This window comes from Streptomyces sp. CA-249302, from assembly GCF_050936785.1.
Taxonomy (GTDB): domain Bacteria; phylum Actinomycetota; class Actinomycetes; order Streptomycetales; family Streptomycetaceae; genus Streptomyces.
This window is the reverse complement of the sequence record NZ_JBNJMG010000001.1, coordinates 4,290,122-4,308,072: the sequence shown is the minus strand read 5'-3', so window position 1 is coordinate 4,308,072 and position 17,951 is coordinate 4,290,122. Positions and strand designations below refer to the sequence as shown.

Below are 17,951 nucleotides of genomic sequence, written 5' to 3'. Positions count from 1 at the left end.
TGGGGGCCGGGTTCAGCGACGGTGCTCGGAGTCGTGTGCGCACCCGGAACAGTCCCGTGGGGGGATGTAGGTGCGCGCGAAAAAGTGGCGGGAAGACGCCCAACCGGAATGGCCCGACGAGGCATCCGGCACCCAGGCCGTTCCGGCGGCGGAGGACCCGTACGGGCAGGCCGTCCGGATGGATGCCGACCGCTCGGATCCGGTCACCGGGTGGCGTGCGTTCGGGGAAAGCGGAACCTCCCGGAGCGGTGTCCCGCCGACCGGCGGCCGCCCGGGCGATACCTTTCGCCAGGCTCCCCGCGACCCCTGGGAGTCGTCGGCCGATCCGGCGCACACCCATGACCCGCACGAGGTGACCGTCCAGCTCGACGCGGTCGCCCTCCAGCAGGATCTGCGGCTGCGCAAGGCCGAGGGCGATGGCGCCGAGGGCGGCGACGGGCCGGTGTTCGTCGACGAGTCCGGCCGCCGCAGCCGCCGCTTCCGTCGGCTGGGCATCGCCGTCGCCATGGCCTGCGCGGTCTACGCGGTCGTCATCGTCGTAACCCTGCTGTCCGGCAGCTCCGACGCGCCCTGGCTGCCGGTGCCGGGGCAGCAGGACGAGCAGCCGGCCGGACAGGTCGAGCCCTCCACGGTGCCCACGGAGTCGGCGCCGCCCTCGGACAGCGCCGGTGTGTCGCCCGGTGCCACGCCGAGCGCCGGCGGCGGTACGACGCCGTCGGCGGACGCGAGCGGCAGCGCGCCCGGCGCGACGGCCGGCTCGCGCGGGACGGACGCGTCCAGTGCTCCCGAGCCGACGGCGACGAGGACCACGGCCAAGCCCGGCACCGGCGCGGGCGACCCCGACCCGTCGACCTCCGCCGATCCGACGTCCGCCGCTCCCGACCCCAGCCCCAGCGAGAGCCCGGTCACCCCGACCGAGTCCGCCGTAGGGCCCGGCACCGCCACGGTCGCCGACGGCCCGAGCATGCCCCGTCCGCTCGCCGAGGACCGGGCCGCTCCCGGCACCTCGCGCGCCTCCCCGTCCCCGGAGAACCTCCTCTGATGGCATCCCGCACCCGCCGCCACGGGCCCCCGAGCGGAGCCCGTGACGGCTCTCCGCGTCGCCGAGTGCCCATGCGCCTGCTGCTGCCCAGCCTCGTCCTCGTCGCCTTGATGGCGATGCTGATGCTCCGCGGCTACGTGCACAGCGAGATCCTCGCCGACCACCGCATCCGCCCCGAGGCCGCCACCGACAAGGTGCCGGAGCGGATCCTGGACGGCGGCCCGGTCATCGACACCCGCAGCGGCAGGACGACCAGCATGCGGGTGCCGGACCACCGTCTGGTCCTCACCTTCGACGACGGCCCGGACCCGGTCTGGACCCCGAAGGTCCTGGACGTGCTGAAGAAGCACCACGCCCACGCGGTCTTCTTCGTCACCGGCACCATGACCTCCCGCCACCCGGAGCTGGTCCGGCGGATGGTGGCCGAGGGCCACGAGGTGGGGCTGCACACCTTCAACCACCCCGACCTCTCCTACCAGTCCGAGAAGCGCATCGACTGGGAGCTGTCCCAGAACCAGCTGGCGCTCGCGGGCGCGGCCGGCATCCGCAGCTCGATCTTCCGGCCGCCGTACTCCTCCTTCGCGGACGCCATGGACGACAAGTCCTGGCCGGTGACGAAGTACATCGGCACCAAGGGCTATCTCACCGTCGTCAACAACACCGACAGCGAGGACTGGCGCAAGCCGGGCGTCGACCAGATCATCCGCAACGCCACCCCGCATGGCGGCAAGGGCGCCATCGTCCTCATGCACGACTCCGGCGGCGACCGCCACCAGACCGTGCGGGCGCTCGACCGGCTTCTGCCCGAACTCCAGCGCCAGGGCTACGAGTTCGACAACCTCACCGAGGCCCTGAACGCCCCCAGCGCCCTGACCCCGGTCTCCGGCCCCGACCTGTGGAAGGGCAAGGCCTGGGTCTTCCTGGTCGGCGCCTCCGACGGCGTCACCAGCGTGATGGCGGTCGGCCTCGCGGTGATCGGCGCCCTGGTGATCGCCCGCTTCGTGCTCATGCTCCTGCTGTCCGGCGTCCATGCCCGCCGCGTGCGGCGCCGGGGCTTCAGCTGGGGCCCGCCGGTGACGGAACCGGTGTCGGTGCTGGTCCCCGCGTACAACGAGGCCAAGTGCATCGAGAACACGGTCCGTTCACTCATGGCGAGCGAGCACCCCGTCGAGGTGATCGTCATCGACGACGGTTCCAGCGACGGCACGGCGAGGATCGTCGAGTCGATGGGCCTGCCGAACGTCCGGGTGGTCCGCCAGCTGAACGCGGGCAAGCCTGCGGCCCTCAACCGGGGCCTGGCGAACGCCCGTCACGACATCGTCGTGATGATGGACGGCGACACCGTCTTCGAACCGTCCACGGTCCGCGAACTCGTCCAGCCCTTCGGCGACCCGCAGGTGGGCGCCGTCGCCGGCAACGCGAAGGTCGGCAACCGCGACTCCCTGATCGGCGCCTGGCAGCACATCGAGTACGTGATGGGCTTCAACCTCGACCGCCGTATGTACGACATCCTGCGCTGCATGCCGACGATCCCCGGGGCCGTCGGAGCCTTCCGCCGCTCGGCGCTGGAACGGGTCGGCGGCATGAGCGACGACACCCTCGCCGAGGACACCGACATCACGATGGCGATGCACCGGGACGGCTGGCGGGTGGTCTACGCCGAGAAGGCCCGCGCCTGGACGGAGGCCCCGGAGTCGGTCCAGCAGCTCTGGTCCCAGCGCTACCGCTGGTCGTACGGCACGATGCAGGCGATCTGGAAGCACCGCGGGGCACTGGTGGAGCGGGGCCCCTCGGGCCGCTTCGGCCGGGTGGGCCTGCCGCTGGTGTCGCTGTTCATGGTCGTGGCCCCGCTACTGGCTCCGCTGATCGACGTGTTCCTCCTGTACGGCGTCGTGTTCGGCCCGACGCAGAAGACGATCGTGGCCTGGCTGGGCGTACTGGCGATCCAGGCGACCTGCGCCGCGTACGCCTTCCGCCTCGACCGCGAGCGCATGACCCACCTCGTCTCCCTCCCGCTCCAGCAGATCCTCTACCGCCAACTCATGTATGTCGTGCTGCTCCAGTCCTGGATCACGGCACTCACCGGCGGCCGCCTGCGCTGGCAGAAGCTGCGCCGCACGGGTGTCGTCGAGGCGCCCGGCAGCGCGGTGCCGCGCCGGCGGACGCGCAACAGCAGCAGTGATCGGAGGCCCGTGGCATGACCCACGGATACACGACCGGGATCCCGTACCAGCGTGGGCCGGAACCGCAACCGGCGCCGGCGCCTGCCGCCGGGGCGAGGAGGCCGGGCGGCCGGGACCGCTACCTGGACCTCCTCCGCTCCATGGCCCTGGTCCGCGTGGTCGTCTACCACCTCTTCGGCTGGGCCTGGCTGACGGTCCTGTTCCCCTCCATGGGCGTGATGTTCGCACTGGCGGGCTCGCTGATGGCACGGTCCCTGAAGCGCCCGGCCCTGGGCGTGATCCGCGGCCGGGTCCGGCGACTGCTGCCTCCCCTCTGGGCGTTCAGCGCGGTGGCGCTGGCGCTGATGTTCGCGGGCGGCTGGAACCCGGTGAAGGACCCCGACCATGGCGGCACCTGGGGCGTCGTGGACCTGATCAACTACGTCATCCCGATCGGCGCCCCGCCCTTCCCCTGGCACATCGGCTCCAAGTCGGGCCTCCTGGAGGACACTTGGGCGGTCCAGGCGTGCGGACCCCTCTGGTACCTCCGTGCGTACCTCTGGTTCGTCGTGGCGTCCCCGCTGCTGCTGTGGGCGTTCCGCCGGGTGCCGTGGGCCACGCTCCTCGCCCCCCTGGCGCTGACGGCGATCGTCGGCACGGGCCTGGTGTCCATCCCCGGCGAGACGGGCAACGCGGTCACCGACTTCGCGGTGTACGGCGGCTGCTGGGTGCTGGGCTTCGCCCACCACGAGGGCGTGCTGCAACGCATCCCGCGCTATGCGGCCGTCTCCTGCTCGGCACTGCTGATGGCGTTCGGCCTGTGGTGGGCGTCGGGCCACCTGGGCCCCGACGGCTGGGACCTGAACGACATCCCACTGGCCCAGGCGACCTGGTCCTTCGGCTTCGTGGTGATCCTGCTCCAGTACTCGCCCTCCTGGCAGGAGCTGCCGGGCCGCCTGGCGAAGTGGGACAAGCTCGTCACCCTGTCCAACAACCGCGCCGTCACGATCTACCTCTGGCACAACATGCTGATCATGGCCACGGTCCCGATCATCGACCAGGCCTACGACCTCCCGTTCATGCAGAGCGACCGGGCGGTGGCGGCACTGGACTCGTCGTACATGCTGTGGATGTTCCTGCTGGTGTGGCCGCTGATCGGGCTGGTGATCCTGGGGTTCGGGTGGATCGAGGACATCGCGGCGAAGCGGGGGGCGCGGTTGTGGCCCAACGGGGGCCAGTAGCTTGTGACCCGCCCACAGTCCCCTGACACGCCCACCACAGCCCCGCTCGCTACCTTCCGGCGTCCATGACGGGAAACCAACGCACATCAGCAATGGTCGCCGCCCTCGCCCTGGCCGCCGGCTCCAGCCTCGCCCTGGTCGCCCCCGCCCAAGCCGCCGCGTCCTCCTGCGCCACCCCCACCTTCACCCGGTCCACCACCGCCACCACCGGCACCAACCCCCGCCACGTCCTCACCGCCGACCTCGACGGGGACGGGGACCAGGACGTCGTAGCCGCCGATCTCGAGGGGAACTCGATCACCGTCCTGCTCGGCAACGGGGACGGGACCTTCGCCGACGGCGTCGCCTACACCGTCGGCACGCACCCGTACCAGACCGTTGCCGCCGACTTCGACGGGGACGGTGATCTCGACCTCGCCACCGCCGACTTCGGGGGTGCGACCGTCAGCGTGCTCAGTAACAAGGGGGATGGCGGCTTCGGTGATGCCACCTCCATCGGAGTCAGTGCGTCCCCACGCGCCCTCGCCACCGCCGACCTCGACGGGGACGGGAATCCCGATCTTCTCGTCGCCGAGCAGAGCACCAGCTCCGTACGAGTGCTGCTCGGTAAGGGTGACGGCGGTTTCGAGGACGAAGGGGAGACCGCCACCGGGGCTCAACCCCACGGCATCGTCGTCGGGGACTTCGACGGGGACGGGAGCGTGGATGTGGCGACCGCCAGTGTCGGCAGCGCGGGGATCAGCGTGCTACTCGGGGACGGGGAGGGCGGGCTCGGGAGTGCCGTGAGCTACTCCGCCACCTCTCGGCTCTACTCCCTTGCCGCCGGGGACTTCGATGGGGACGGCAGCCTCGACCTCGCCGCCGTGAGCAATGGATCCGACGCTCTTGATGTGCTTCCGGGGGACGGCGACGGGACGTTCCAGGCGGCTACGACCTACACCACCGGCTCCCTCCCCGTCGCCGTCGGCTCCGGTGACGTCAACGGGGACGGTGTCGACGACGTGCTCGTCTCTTCGCTCCAGGGGGACTCCGTCGCCGTGTATGCGGGAGGGAGCGACGGGCTCGCCGAGCTCGCGGCACTGAGTGCGGACGGTGCTTACGACGCCGCAGTCGCCGACTTCGACGGGGACGGGGACGCCGATGTCGTGGTCGCCGCCAGCGCGGCCTCTCAGGTCGAAGTCTTCCAGGGGAGCTGTTCGTAACGTACCGACGCACTACCTCTCATCCCGCCCCCGGGCGGGGTGAGAGCAAAGTTCCCTTCCGGTCACCCGGTGCCACAGGGCGGAAACGCCGCCTCCCTACCTTCGGGACTCATCACCGCTCATCTGCCCCCGAGCACGACCGAGCCCCGGAGCACCGTGGAGGCGTCATGACAGCCGCTGGCAAGTGGATCCAGCAGTGGGATCCCGAGGACGAGACCTTCTGGAACGAGACCGGCGAGAAGATCGCCAAGCGCAATCTGTTCTTCTCCGTTCTCTCCGAGCACATCGGGTTCTCGATCTGGACCATGTGGTCCGTGCTGGTGCTCTTCATGGGCCCGGAGTACGGGCTCACCCCGGCCGACAAGTTCCTGCTGACGTCCATGGTGACGCTGGTCGGCGCCGTGGTCCGGGTGCCGTACACCTTCGCCGTCGCCATCTTCGGCGGGCGGAACTGGACGATCATCTCGGCCGGTCTGCTGCTCGTCCCGACCGTCGCCGCGTTCGCGGTGGTCAAGCCGGGGACGTCCTTCGACACCCTGCTGTGGATCGGTCTGCTGGCCGGCGTCGGCGGCGGCAACTTCGCCTCCTCCATGACCAACATCAACGCCTTCTTCCCGCTCAGGAAGAAGGGGTGGGCGCTGGGCCTGAACGCCGGTGGCGGCAACATCGGCGTGCCGGTCATCCAGCTGGTGGCCCTCGCGGTCATCGGGGCGAGCGGCGGGCCGAGGGTCCTGCTCGGGATCTACATCCCGCTCATCGTCGTCGCCGCCGTCCTCGCCGCGCTCTACATGGACAACCTCGCGACCGTGAAGAACGACACCGGGGCCGCCAAGGACGCCGTGAAGGACGCGCACACCTGGATCATGTCCTTCCTCTACATCGGGACCTTCGGCTCGTTCATCGGGTACGCCTTCGCCTTCGGGCAGGTGCTGCAGGTCCAGTTCGGCCGTACGCCGCTGCAGGCCGCCTACCTCACCTTCATCGGCCCGCTGCTCGGCTCGCTGATCCGGCCGGTCGGCGGCTGGCTCGCCGACAAGTACGGCGGCGCGAAGATCTCCCTCTACAACTACGTAGGCATGGCCGCCGCGACCGCGGTCCTGGTCGTGGCCAGCATGCAGAAGTCGCTGCCGCTGTTCGTCAGCGTCTTCGTGGTGCTGTTCATGCTGAGCGGGCTCGGCAACGGGTCCACCTTCAAGATGATCCCGGGCATCTTCCAGGCCAAGGCCCTCGCCAGGGGACTGGAAGGGGAAGAGGCCGCGGCCTACGGGCGCCGGCTCTCCGGGGCCTCCATGGGGCTCATCGGCGCGGTCGGCGCGCTCGGCGGTGTCGGCATCAACATGGCCTTCCGCCAGTCCTTCCTCTCCAACGGCTCCGGCACCGGCGCCTTCGTGGTCTTCCTCGCCTTCTACGCCCTCTGCTTCGGAGTGACCTGGGCCGTATACCTTCGTCGTCCGGTGGGCGAGGCCGAGGCCGAGGCCGCCGCAGAGGCGAAGCCGCAGCTCAGCTACGCCGAGGTGTGACGTAACACCGGCGACATCAAGCCGAACCGAGCCTGTCACGGACCGTTGACAGGCTCGATCGGCATGCAGGCAGTACCGCCGTACTGCAGGTACGACGACTCTTCGGGACGAGAGCCATGTACGACGAACAGCAGCAACCCGACACCGCCCGGCACGGGCCGCTGGCCGGCTTCACGGTCGGCGTGACGGCCGCGCGCCGGGCCGACGAGCTGGGCGCACTGCTGCAGCGACGGGGAGCCGCCGTCCTGCACGCACCCGCCCTGCGCATCGTGCCGCTCGCCGACGACAGCGAGCTGCTGGCGGCGACGAAGGACCTCATCGACCAGGCGCCGGATGTCGTCGTGGCCACCACCGCCATCGGTTTCCGGGGGTGGGTCGAGGCCGCCGAGGGATGGGGCCTGGGGGAGTCGCTGCTCGACCGGCTGCGCGGGGTCGAGCTGCTCGCCCGCGGGCCCAAGGTCAAGGGCGCCATCCGGGCCGCCGGGCTGACCGAGGAGTGGTCGCCGTCCAGCGAGTCCATGGCCGAGGTGCTGGACCGGCTCCTGGAGGAAGGGGTCGACGGGCGCCGGATCGCCGTACAGCTGCACGGTGAACCGCTGCCGGGCTTCGTGGAGTCGCTGCGGGTGGCCGGGGGTGAGGTCGTCGGGGTGCCGGTGTACCGGTGGATGCCGCCGGAGGAGATCGGGCCGCTGGACCGGCTCCTCGACGCCACGGTGTCGCGGGGGCTGGACGCGCTGACCTTCACCAGTGCGCCGGCCGCGGCGTCGCTGCTGAACCGGGCCGAGGAACGGGGGCTGCTGCCCGAGTTCCTGGCCGCGCTCCACCATGACGTGCTGCCGGCCTGTGTCGGGCCGGTCACCGCGCTGCCCTTGCAGGCGCGCGGGGTCGACACGGTGTCGCCGGAGCGGTTCCGGTTGGGGCCGCTGGTGCAGTTGTTGTGCCAGGAGCTGCCGGGGCGGGCGCGGACGCTGCCCATCGCCGGGCACCGGGTGGAGATCCGGGGGCATGCGGTGCTGGTGGACGGGGACCTGAAGCCGGTGCCGCCGGCCGGGATGTCGCTGCTGCGGGCGCTGTCGCGGCGGCCGGGGTGGGTGGTGGCCCGGGCCGAGCTGTTGCGGGCGTTGCCGGGTGCGGGGCGGGACGAGCATGCGGTGGAGACCGCGATGGCTCGGCTGCGGACGGCTCTTGGGGCGCCGAAGTTGATTCAGACGGTGGTGAAGCGGGGGTATCGGCTGGCGCTCGACCCTGCCGCCGATTCCAAGTACGCGGACGTGTAGGGATGCTGGGGGCTGCCGCCCCCAGGCCCCGCACCACGTTCCACGCCACCCACGGATCCTCGAAGTGCTCCCGTGCCGCCGTCGGGTCCGTCGCGTACGCCAGCGTTCCGCATGACCTCGACGTAGACCCGGTCGTCGCGGCGGGCCAGCGCCGGCATGATCGCGCAGGCGAAGATGTAGAAGACCCCGCCGAGACGCGCGCCCGCATAAGCCGTCGTCCAGCCGTCGCGGCGGGTACGAGGGGTTCCGGCCGCGAGAACGGGCAGGCACTGTATGAGGGAACGGTTCTCTGAGCCCCACTCCCGCGTATCTCCCCAGCCCCACTCCCTCGTATCTCCCCCAGCCCCCTCTCACGCATCTCACCGGCCCCGCGCCCCGGGGCAACCCCTAGGCGGTGACAGGCACATGGCACTGGGTACGGCCACGGCCCCCTACGAGCTGCGGTTCGACGCCGGGCGGATCAGCCTGGATCTCCTCGCGACCACACACCCCGAGGAACGGTTCGACTCCCTCGACGTGCTGAGCGCCTGGATCGCGGGCGCGGGCCTGGTCCCGCCGGGCACGTCGCTCGCCCACGCGGACGCCTCGTGGCTGGTCGGCTTCCGCGAACTGCGGGGCCAGGTCGGGCAGTTGGTGCGGGGCGGACTGGCGGTGGGCAGGCCGTCGTACGAGCTCGCGCTCCGGACGTCGTACGACATCGCGCTCGCCCGGGTGAACGAGCTCGCCCGGGTCGCCCCGCCCGCCCCGCGGGCCGTGCGCGGCGAGGACGGGGCGCTGGTGCGGGAGTTGATCGGTCCGCCGGGGTGCGAGGAGTTGCTCGGGGCCATCGCGCGGGATGCCGTGGAGCTGCTCACCGACCCCGTCGCGAGAGCGAGTCTGCGTCAGTGCGAGGGCGACAACTGCCCGATCGTTTACGTGGATTCGTCCCGGGGGCGCAGGAGGCGCTGGTGCTCCAGTGAGGTCTGTGGGAACCGCGAAAGGGTGGCCCGGCACCGTCGGCGGGCGGCACTCGCCCGCGTCTAGTTGTCCGCTATGCCGCTTGTGTGAGGTGTGAGGCGTAGTGTTGTCGAAGTGATTTCGACAACACCGCGTTTGCCGGTGGCATACCGCTGACGGCCGGCCCGATCTTGCCGATGTGGCGGAAATGTAAAGATCGCGCGGTGGGAATGTGCTCTCATGTCCCTCTCATCACGTCACTCCGCAGAAAACTGTCGTACCGCTTTGAACATGATGCGGACCACATCCGTACCCGTGGACGAGCGACCGACTGGGGGAACCCCCGGACATCGGAGGTGGGCGTGCGCAAGGATTCCGTCGTGGCCAATGAACGTGGATCGAGGGCCCGACATCGCATGTCCCAGCCCTCGGAACCAGATGAGGAGCTGATGCGTGCCCTTTACCGGGAGCACGCCGGACCCCTCCTTGCTTATGTACTGCGCCTGGTCGCCGGAGACCGGCAGCGCGCCGAGGACGTGGTCCAGGAGACGCTCATCCGTGCCTGGAAGAACGCCGGCCAGCTCAATCGAGCGACCGGATCGGTACGCCCCTGGCTGGTGACGGTCGCTCGGCGCATCGTCATCGACGGCCACCGCAGCCGGCAGGCCCGGCCGCAGGAGGTCGATCCGTCGCCGCTGGAGGTCATCCCCGCGGAGGACGAGATCGACAAGGCGCTGTGGTTGATGACGCTGTCGGACGCGCTGGACGACCTGACCCCGGCCCACCGGGAGGTGCTCGTCGAGACGTATTTCAAGGGGCGTACCGTCAACGAGGCCGCCGAGACGCTGGGCATTCCCAGTGGCACGGTGCGGTCCCGGGTGTTCTATGCCCTGCGGTCGATGAAGCTGGCACTGGAGGAGCGGGGGGTGACGGCGTGATGAGTGTTTACGGGGGAAACCAGGGATTCGGCACAGGTGGGTCGGGTATGTCTGGACCCATGATGGGATCACCGGGGCCGAGCGAGCACGAGACGGTCGGTGCCTACGCTCTCGGCATCCTGGACGACGCCGAGGCGACCGCCTTCGAGGCACACCTCGCCACCTGCGAGTGGTGCGCCCAGCAGCTCGACGAGCTGGCCGGGATGGAGCCGATGCTGGCCGCCCTCGCGGATCTGCCGGGCTCCGGCACCCCCGCGATCGGCGAGTCGCTGTCCGCCAAGCCAAGCCCACGGCTGGCGGAGAAGCTGGTCGACGAGGTCGCCGAGAAGCGGAAGGTCCGCAGCCGGCGCAACTTCTTCGCGCTCGCGGCGTCCGTCGCGCTCATCGCCGGCGGTCCGCTCGCGGTCTGGGCGGCGACCAGCGGTGACGACGGCGGCACCGGGAACAACATGGCGATGGGGCCCGCCCAGGCGGCCTTCCAGGTCATGACCGACAAGAAGTCGGCCACGGACACGTCGACGCACGTCAGCGCGACCGTCGCCGTCGAGAAGAAGGACTGGGGCACGCACGCCGTCCTCCAGCTGAAGAACGTCAAGGGCCCGCTCAAGTGCTCCCTGATCGCCGTGGGCAAGAACGGCGAGCGCGAGACGGTGACCTCCTGGGCGGTCCCCAACTGGGGTTACGGCATCCCGAACGGCAAGACGGAAGAGGCCAGGAACCCTCTCTACGTCCACGGCGGCGCGGCCTTCACCCCGAACGAGATCGACCACTTCGAGGTCATGACGTTCAACGGCAAGAAGCTGGTACAGGTCGCCGCGTAGCTTCCACCGGCCCCCTTCGCGTACGGTTGACGGCTGCCCAGCACGTCAGAAGGGGGCCCGGTGGCCGCTCAGGCTCAGCAGGAAACCGCGGTCGGCTCGGATCACGACTCAGTGCGTGAACGGGAGATCAGCGTCGAGCAGGAACATCTGGACCGGGTGTACCGGCGCCTCGAGGAGAAGATCCACGAGGCGGAGTTCCTGATGAACGACGCGGCCAAGCGCGGCCAGGTCGGTACGCCCGGCGCCCTCGCCGAGCGGGACGCCCAGGTCTTCCGGGCCGGCGTCCACCTCAACCGCCTCAACAACGAGTTCGAGGACTTCCTCTTCGGCCGTATCGACCTGCTCCTCGGCAGGGACGGCAAGAAGGGGCCCGACGGCGCCTACACCGCCGTGGAACCGGCCGACGGAGCCGTCCGGGAGGACGGCACGGCCGACATCGCCGAGACCCTCCACATCGGGCGGATCGGCGTCCTGGACGCCGAGTACGCGCCCCTCGTCATCGACTGGCGGGCCCCGGCCGCGGCCCCCTTCTACAGGTCCACTCCGGTGGATCCCGGGCGTGTCGTACGACGCCGTGTCATCCGATCCAAGGGGCGGCGGGTCCTCGGGGTCGAGGACGACCTGATGCGCCCCGAGCTCAAGGCCTTCCTCGGCGGCGAGGAGCTGGCCGTGATCGGCGACGGCGCCCTGATGGCCGCGCTCGGCCAGGCCCGCAGCCACTCCATGCGGGACATCGTCGCCTCCATCCAGGCCGAACAGGACCTTGTCATCCGCGCTCCCGCGGCCTCCGTGACGTATGTCGAGGGCGGCCCCGGCACCGGCAAGACCGCCGTCGCCCTGCACCGCGCCGCGTATCTGCTGTACCAGGACCGGCGCCGGTACGCGGGCGGCATCCTCATCGTCTCCCCGACCCCGCTCCTGGTCGCCTACACCGAGGGCGTGCTGCCCTCGCTGGGCGAGGAGGGCCAGGTCGCGATCCGCGCGATCGGCTCGCTCGTCGACGGCGCCGAGGCGACGCTGTACGACTCCCCGTCCACCGCCCGGGCCAAGGGCTCGTACCGGATGCTGCGGGTCCTGCGGAAGGCGGCGCGGGGAGCCCTGGAGCTGGGGCCGGGAGGCGGCACGGGCTCCTCGGGTGCGGGTCCGCGCCCCGCGGGCGGTGCCAATGGCTCCGGCCAGCTCGCCTTCGGTGAGGACGACGACTCCGTTACGACGCCTGCGGCCCCGCCCACCCGGCTCCGCGTCGTCGCCTTCGGCCGCCGGCTGGAGCTGGGGGCCGCCGAGCTGGACCGCGTCCGCCACAACGCCCTCGGCGGCACCGCGCCCGTCAACCTGCTGCGCCCGCGCGCCCGCAAGCTGCTCCTCGACGCCCTGTGGGCGCAGTCCGGGGCCGCCACCCGGCACACCGACCCGGAACTCGCCGCCGAACTGCGGTCCTCCTTCGACGAGGACGTCGCCTCCGAGGACTCCTTCATCGCCTTCCTCGACGCCTGGTGGCCCGAGCTGACCCCGAGGGCCGTGCTCGCCGCCATGGCCGACGAGCGCCGCCTGGGCCGCTGGGCCCGCCGGATCCTCAACCCCGGCGAGGTCCGCCGGGTCGCCCGCTCGCTGCGCCGCGAGGGCCTCTCCGTGCACGACATCGCCATGCTCGACGAGCTCCAGTCGGTCCTCGGCACCCCGGCCCGCCCGAAGAAGCGGCGCGAGCTGGACCCGCTCGACCAGCTCACCGGCCTCGAGGAACTGATGCCGACCCGCGAGGAGTCGCAGCGCGAGCGCGCCGAGCGGCTCGCCCAGGAGCGCACCGAGTACGCCCACGTCATCGTCGACGAGGCCCAGGACCTCACGCCGATGCAGTGGCGCATGGTCGGCCGCCGCGGCCGGCACGCCACCTGGACGGTCGTCGGCGACCCGGCCCAGTCCTCCTGGTCCGACCCCGACGAGGCGGCCGAGGCCCGTGACGAGGCCCTCGGCACCCGCCCCCGCCGCCGCTTCGAACTCACCGTCAACTACCGCAACCCGGCCGAGATCGCCGAACTCGCCGCCAAGGTCCTGGCGCTCGCCATGCCCGGCGCCAAGTCCCCGTCGGCGGTGCGCTCCACCGGCGTACAGCCCCGCTTCACCGTCGTACAGAAGTCCCTCGGCGAATCCGTCCGAGCCGAGGCCGCCCGCCTCCTCGACCTCGTCGACGGCACCGTCGGCGTCGTCGTCGCCATGCAGCGCCGAGAGGAGGCCGCGCGCTGGCTCGCCGGGCTCGGCGACCGGGTGGTGGCGCTCGGCAGCCTGGAGGCGAAGGGCCTGGAGTACGACGCGACGGTCGTCGTGTCGCCCGCGGAGATCGCGGACGAGTCGCCGGCCGGACTGCGGGTGCTGTACGTCGCCCTGACCCGGGCCACGCAGCAGCTGACGGTCGTGTCGGCGGACCGGGACCAGCCGGACGCGGCGGGCGTGCCGGACCTGCTCAGGGATTAGAACCGGATGAACTCTCGGTGCGGGAATGGCCTTACGGGATCTGTTTGTTAGCCTTGACGTGACACCGGCCCGATCCAAGCCCCCGGGCCCAACCTTCGTCGCTACGAGCGACCACTTGCCGCGAGGCGAGCATGGCGGGTCGGTGTCGTTCTTCTTCTTCCGGTGCTTCCCGTACGGGCCTCTTCCGCCGTGAACAAAACGTTCGCAATCCAGTCCGACTAACGCCTACCCGTCAGTAGGTGACACGATCGGACGGCATACAGCGTCACAGGTGAAAGCAGAGGAAGTCGGCCATGGCAACGGCGCCCAGCGTCTCCTACTCGATGACGGTCCGGCTGGAGGTGCCCGCGAGCGGAACCGCCGTCTCGCAGCTCACCACCGCCGTGGAGTCCTCCGGAGGCTCGGTGACCGGCCTCGACGTCACCGCGTCCGGCCACGAGAAGCTCCGGATCGACGTCACCATCGCGGCCACCTCCACCGCGCACGCGGACGAGATCGTCGAGAAGCTGCGCGGCATCGAGGGCGTCACCCTCGGCAAGGTCTCCGACCGTACGTTCCTGATGCACCTCGGCGGCAAGATCGAGATGCAGTCCAAGCACCCCATCCGCAACCGTGACGACCTCTCCATGGTCTACACGCCGGGTGTGGCCCGGGTCTGCATGGCGATCGCCGAGAACCCCGAGGACGCCCGCCGCCTCACCATCAAGCGCAACTCCGTTGCGGTCGTGACGGACGGCTCGGCCGTGCTGGGCCTCGGCAACATCGGTCCCAAGGCCGCCCTTCCGGTCATGGAGGGCAAGGCGGCCCTCTTCAAGCGGTTCGCCGGCATCGACGCCTGGCCGCTGTGCCTGGACACCCAGGACACCGACGCCATCGTCGAGATCGTCAAGGCGATCGCCCCCGGCTTCGCGGGCATCAACCTGGAGGACATCTCCGCGCCCCGCTGCTTCGAGATCGAGGCGCGGCTGCGTGAGGCCCTCGACATCCCCGTCTTCCACGACGACCAGCACGGCACCGCGATCGTCGTCCTCGCCGCCCTGAAGAACGCACTTCGGGTCACCGGCAAGGCGATCGAGAACATTCGCGTCGTCATGTCCGGTGCGGGCGCGGCCGGTACGGCCATCCTCAAGCTGCTGCTCGCCGCCGGCGTCAAGAACGCCGTCGTCGCCGACATCCACGGTGTCGTGCACGCGGGGCGCGAGGACCTGGTGGACGCCGCGGCCGACTCGCCGCTGCGCTGGATCGCCGACAACACCAACCCCGAGGGCCTGACCGGCACGCTGAAGGAAGCCGTTCGCGGAGCGGACGTCTTCATCGGCGTCTCCGCCCCGAACGTCCTCGACGGCACGGACGTGGCCGCCATGGCCGACGGCGCCATCGTGTTCGCGCTCGCGAACCCGGACCCCGAGGTGGACCCGGCGGTCGCCCGCCAGACGGCCGCCGTCGTGGCCACCGGCCGCTCCGACTTCCCGAACCAGATCAACAACGTGCTGGTCTTCCCGGGTGTCTTCCGCGGTCTGCTGGACGCCCAGTCCCGCACGGTCAACACGGAGATGATGCTGGCCGCCGCGAACGCCCTGTCGGACGTGGTGACCGCGGACGAGCTCAACCCGAACTACATCATCCCGAGCGTCTTCAACGACAAGGTCGCCGGCGCGGTTGCGGGTGCGGTGCGCGAGGCGGCGAAGGCCGCGGCCACTTCGTAGCGACGGAGCCCCGGCCGCTTCGTAGGGATATATGCGTAGGCTGTGAGGATCGCCACGGCAAGGCCTTGCACCGGCGCGTCGTGGAACCTGGGCCTCCTGGTCGGCGTTTATCGTGTCGGCCAGGCTCAGGCCTCTTTTCGTGTGACTCCCAAGGGTGTTCTCACGATTCCTACGGGTGCCGGATTGGCTTTCGCGCCGCAGGTAGGGGCAGGATGCGTCCCTGGGCGCGAGGGTCTGACGTCGGACCCGGGTCCGGGGGCCCACCGAGGACCCTGGCAGCATCGGCTTTCGTTGTGCCCAATATGCGGCTCCGCCGCGTGGCACGCCTCAACAGCAAGAAGAACACGGGAGTAACAACATGAACCGCAGTGAGCTGGTGGCCGCTCTGGCCGACCGTGCCGAGGTGACCCGCAAGGACGCCGACGCCGTTCTGGCCGCGTTCGCCGAGACCGTCGGTGAGATCGTCGCCAAGGGCGACGAGAAGGTCACCATCCCCGGCTTCCTGACCTTCGAGCGCACCCACCGTGCCGCTCGCACCGCGCGCAACCCGCAGACCGGCGACCCGATCCAGATCCCGGCCGGCTACAGCGTGAAGGTCTCCGCGGGCTCGAAGCTCAAGGAAGCCGCCAAGGGCAAGTAAGCCGCATCAGCGCCGCTTCGGCTCGGCGCCGTGGGCGACTGCGGGCCGGCTGTGGCTGGTCGCGCAGTTCCCCGCGCCCCTTGGGGCGCTGCAGTCAACGCCGATGGGGCGGTCACCCGAGTCCGGGTGACCGCCCCATCGGCGTACGCAGGGACTGGGCCGGCCGAGCGCCTTGCCCGGCAACTCGACCTTCGCGCCCAGCTCCACCAGCTTCTCCATGCTGTGCTTACCCGGGGACAACCCCGGGACCCCCGGCCGGGGGCGTTGCCTGTGGCCGGGGTGATGGAGGCGGCGGTCAGCCGAGTGCTTTGCCCGGGAGCTCCACCTTGGCGCCCAACTCCACCAGCTTCTCCATGCTGTGCTTACCCGGGGGACAACCCCCGGACCCCGGCCGGGGGCGTTGCCTGTGGCCGGGGTGATGGAGGTGGCGGTCAGCCGAGTGCTTTGCCTGGGAGTTCCACCTTGGCGCCCAGCTCCACCAGCTTCTCCATGAAGTTCTCGTAGCCGCGGTTGATGAGGTCGATGCCGTGGACGCGGGAGGTGCCCTGGGCGGCCAGCGCGGCGATCAGGTACGAGAAGCCGCCGCGGAGGTCGGGGATGACCAGGTCGGCGCCCTGGAGCTTGGTCGGGCCCGAGACGACCGCCGAGTGGAGGAAGTTGCGCTGGCCGAAGCGGCAGTCCGAACCGCCCAGGCACTCGCGGTACAGCTGGATGTGAGCACCCATCTGGTTCAGCGCGGAGGTGAACCCGAGCCGGGACTCGTACACCGTCTCGTGGATGATGGACAGGCCGGTGGCCTGGGTGAGGGCGACGACGAGCGGCTGCTGCCAGTCCGTCTGGAAGCCCGGGTGTACGTCCGTCTCGAGCGCGATCGACTTCAACTGGCCGCCGGGGTGCCAGAACCGGATGCCCTGGTCGTCGATCTCGAAGGCCCCGCCCACCTTCCGGTAGGTGTTCAGGAACGTCATCATCGACCGCTGCTGGGCGCCGTGGACGTAGATGTTCCCCTCGGTCGCCAGCGCCGCCGACGCCCACGAGGCGGCCTCCAGGCGGTCCGGCAGGGCGCGGTGGTTGTAGCCGCCGAGCTTGTCCACACCGGTGACGCGGATGGTGCGGTCGGTGTCCATCGCGATGATGGCGCCCATCTTCTGCAGGACGCAGATCAGGTCCTCGATCTCCGGCTCCACGGCCGCGTTCGAGAGCTCCGTGACGCCCTCCGCGAGGACGGCCGTCAGCAGCACCTGCTCGGTCGCGCCCACGGACGGGTACGGCAGCCGGATCTTCGTGCCGCGCAGCCGCCGGGGAGCCTCCAGGAACTGACCGTCCGCGCGCTTCTCGATCGTCGCGCCGAACTGCCGCAGTACCTCGAAGTGGAAGTCGATGGGCCGGCCGCCGATGTCGCAGCCGCCGAGGCCCGGGATGAAGGCGTGCCCGAGGCGGTGCAGCAGCGGACCGCACAGCAGGATCGGGATACGGCTGGAACCCGCGTGGGCATCGATGTCGGCGACGTTCGCGCTCTCGACGTGGGTCGGGTCCATCACCAGCTCGCCCGGCTCCTCGCCCGGACGGACCGTCACCCCGTGCAGCTGAAGCAGTCCGCGTACGACACGCACGTCACGGATGTCCGGAACGTTGCGCAGTCGACTCGGCGAGCTGCCCAGCAGGGCGGCGACCATGGCTTTCGGTACGAGGTTCTTCGCACCGCGGACCCGGATCTCGCCCTCGAGCGGGGTTCCGCCGTGGACAAGCAGTACATCGTCAGAGCCGTTGACGGTCATGTATCTCGCGTTCCGATGAGTCGGGCAGGGGCCAGAAGGGAAAGGGTAATCGCCGCCCACCCCCCTTCTGTAAGCCCAGGGACGGCCCAGCTACGTCATAGCTGTGTCACAACACGAACCGTTGACTGTCGGGCACATGGGGTCACCGGTGGGTCGGCGTGCGCCGGGGATGCTTCCTTCCGCCCACCCGTCACCCGCCACCGCCCTGATCGGGGCCTT

Annotated in this window: 14 protein-coding genes; 12 read left to right on the top strand and 2 right to left on the bottom strand. The window is 70.5% G+C overall.

Going from position 1 to position 17,951, the window contains the following annotated elements:
- The first annotated feature begins 70 nt into the window (after positions 1-70).
- From ACQEWB_RS19295 to ACQEWB_RS19240, 12 genes are all read left to right on the top strand, one after another.
- Positions 71-1,042, top strand: coding sequence for a hypothetical protein (locus ACQEWB_RS19295; RefSeq protein WP_432832589.1), 972 nt, complete (start codon positions 71-73; stop codon positions 1,040-1,042).
- Entirely contained in the window at positions 1,042-3,243 is a 2,202-nt protein-coding gene (locus ACQEWB_RS19290; RefSeq protein ID WP_432832587.1) for a glycosyltransferase, read from the top strand. Before ACQEWB_RS19295 ends, ACQEWB_RS19290 begins: the two co-directional genes overlap by 1 nt.
- On the top strand, positions 3,240-4,445 hold the full coding sequence (locus ACQEWB_RS19285; RefSeq protein ID WP_432832585.1) for an acyltransferase family protein: 1,206 nt from the start codon (positions 3,240-3,242) through the stop codon (positions 4,443-4,445). Before ACQEWB_RS19290 ends, ACQEWB_RS19285 begins: the two co-directional genes overlap by 4 nt.
- Positions 4,446-4,510: 65 nt before the next feature.
- Positions 4,511-5,647, top strand: coding sequence for an FG-GAP repeat domain-containing protein (locus ACQEWB_RS19280; protein WP_432832583.1), 1,137 nt, complete (start codon positions 4,511-4,513; stop codon positions 5,645-5,647).
- A gap of 167 nt (positions 5,648-5,814) precedes the next feature.
- The gene (locus tag ACQEWB_RS19275; protein ID WP_432832581.1) at positions 5,815-7,167 is read left to right on the top strand and encodes a nitrate/nitrite transporter; all 1,353 of its coding nucleotides are present in this window, start codon (positions 5,815-5,817) and stop codon (positions 7,165-7,167) included.
- Positions 7,168-7,283: 116 nt separating this feature from the next.
- A complete protein-coding gene (locus ACQEWB_RS19270) occupies positions 7,284-8,444 on the top strand; it encodes a uroporphyrinogen-III synthase (protein ID WP_432832579.1) in 1,161 nt (386 codons plus the stop codon).
- Positions 8,445-8,849: 405 nt separating this feature from the next.
- Positions 8,850-9,467, top strand: a complete 618-nt coding sequence (locus ACQEWB_RS19265; protein WP_432832577.1) for a CGNR zinc finger domain-containing protein — start codon at positions 8,850-8,852, stop codon at positions 9,465-9,467.
- Between the two features lie 329 nt (positions 9,468-9,796).
- Positions 9,797-10,318, top strand: a complete 522-nt coding sequence (locus tag ACQEWB_RS19260; RefSeq protein WP_010039908.1) for a sigma-70 family RNA polymerase sigma factor — start codon at positions 9,797-9,799, stop codon at positions 10,316-10,318.
- A gap of 47 nt (positions 10,319-10,365) precedes the next feature.
- The gene (locus ACQEWB_RS19255) at positions 10,366-11,139 is read left to right on the top strand and encodes an anti-sigma factor family protein (protein WP_432832574.1); all 774 of its coding nucleotides are present in this window, start codon (positions 10,366-10,368) and stop codon (positions 11,137-11,139) included.
- A 60-nt stretch (positions 11,140-11,199) separates the two neighbouring features.
- Positions 11,200-13,608 (top strand): HelD family protein, encoded by a 2,409-nt coding sequence (locus tag ACQEWB_RS19250; protein WP_432832572.1) that lies wholly within the window; start codon positions 11,200-11,202, stop codon positions 13,606-13,608.
- Between the two features lie 293 nt (positions 13,609-13,901).
- A complete protein-coding gene (locus tag ACQEWB_RS19245) occupies positions 13,902-15,314 on the top strand; it encodes an NAD-dependent malic enzyme (RefSeq protein ID WP_432832570.1) in 1,413 nt (470 codons plus the stop codon).
- A 358-nt stretch (positions 15,315-15,672) separates the two neighbouring features.
- Positions 15,673-15,954: an HU family DNA-binding protein gene (locus tag ACQEWB_RS19240; RefSeq protein ID WP_007382399.1), complete on the top strand. Its 282-nt coding sequence runs from the start codon at positions 15,673-15,675 to the stop codon at positions 15,952-15,954.
- Positions 15,955-15,960: 6 nt separating this feature from the next.
- Here the strand turns inward: ACQEWB_RS19240 and ACQEWB_RS19235 are convergent, their stop codons facing one another.
- Positions 15,961-16,173, bottom strand: coding sequence for a hypothetical protein (locus tag ACQEWB_RS19235; protein ID WP_432832567.1), 213 nt, complete (start codon positions 16,171-16,173; stop codon positions 15,961-15,963).
- A 212-nt stretch (positions 16,174-16,385) separates the two neighbouring features.
- On the bottom strand, positions 16,386-17,732 hold the full coding sequence (murA, locus tag ACQEWB_RS19230; RefSeq protein WP_432832565.1) for a UDP-N-acetylglucosamine 1-carboxyvinyltransferase: 1,347 nt from the start codon (positions 17,730-17,732) through the stop codon (positions 16,386-16,388).
- Positions 17,733-17,951 lie beyond the last annotated feature (219 nt).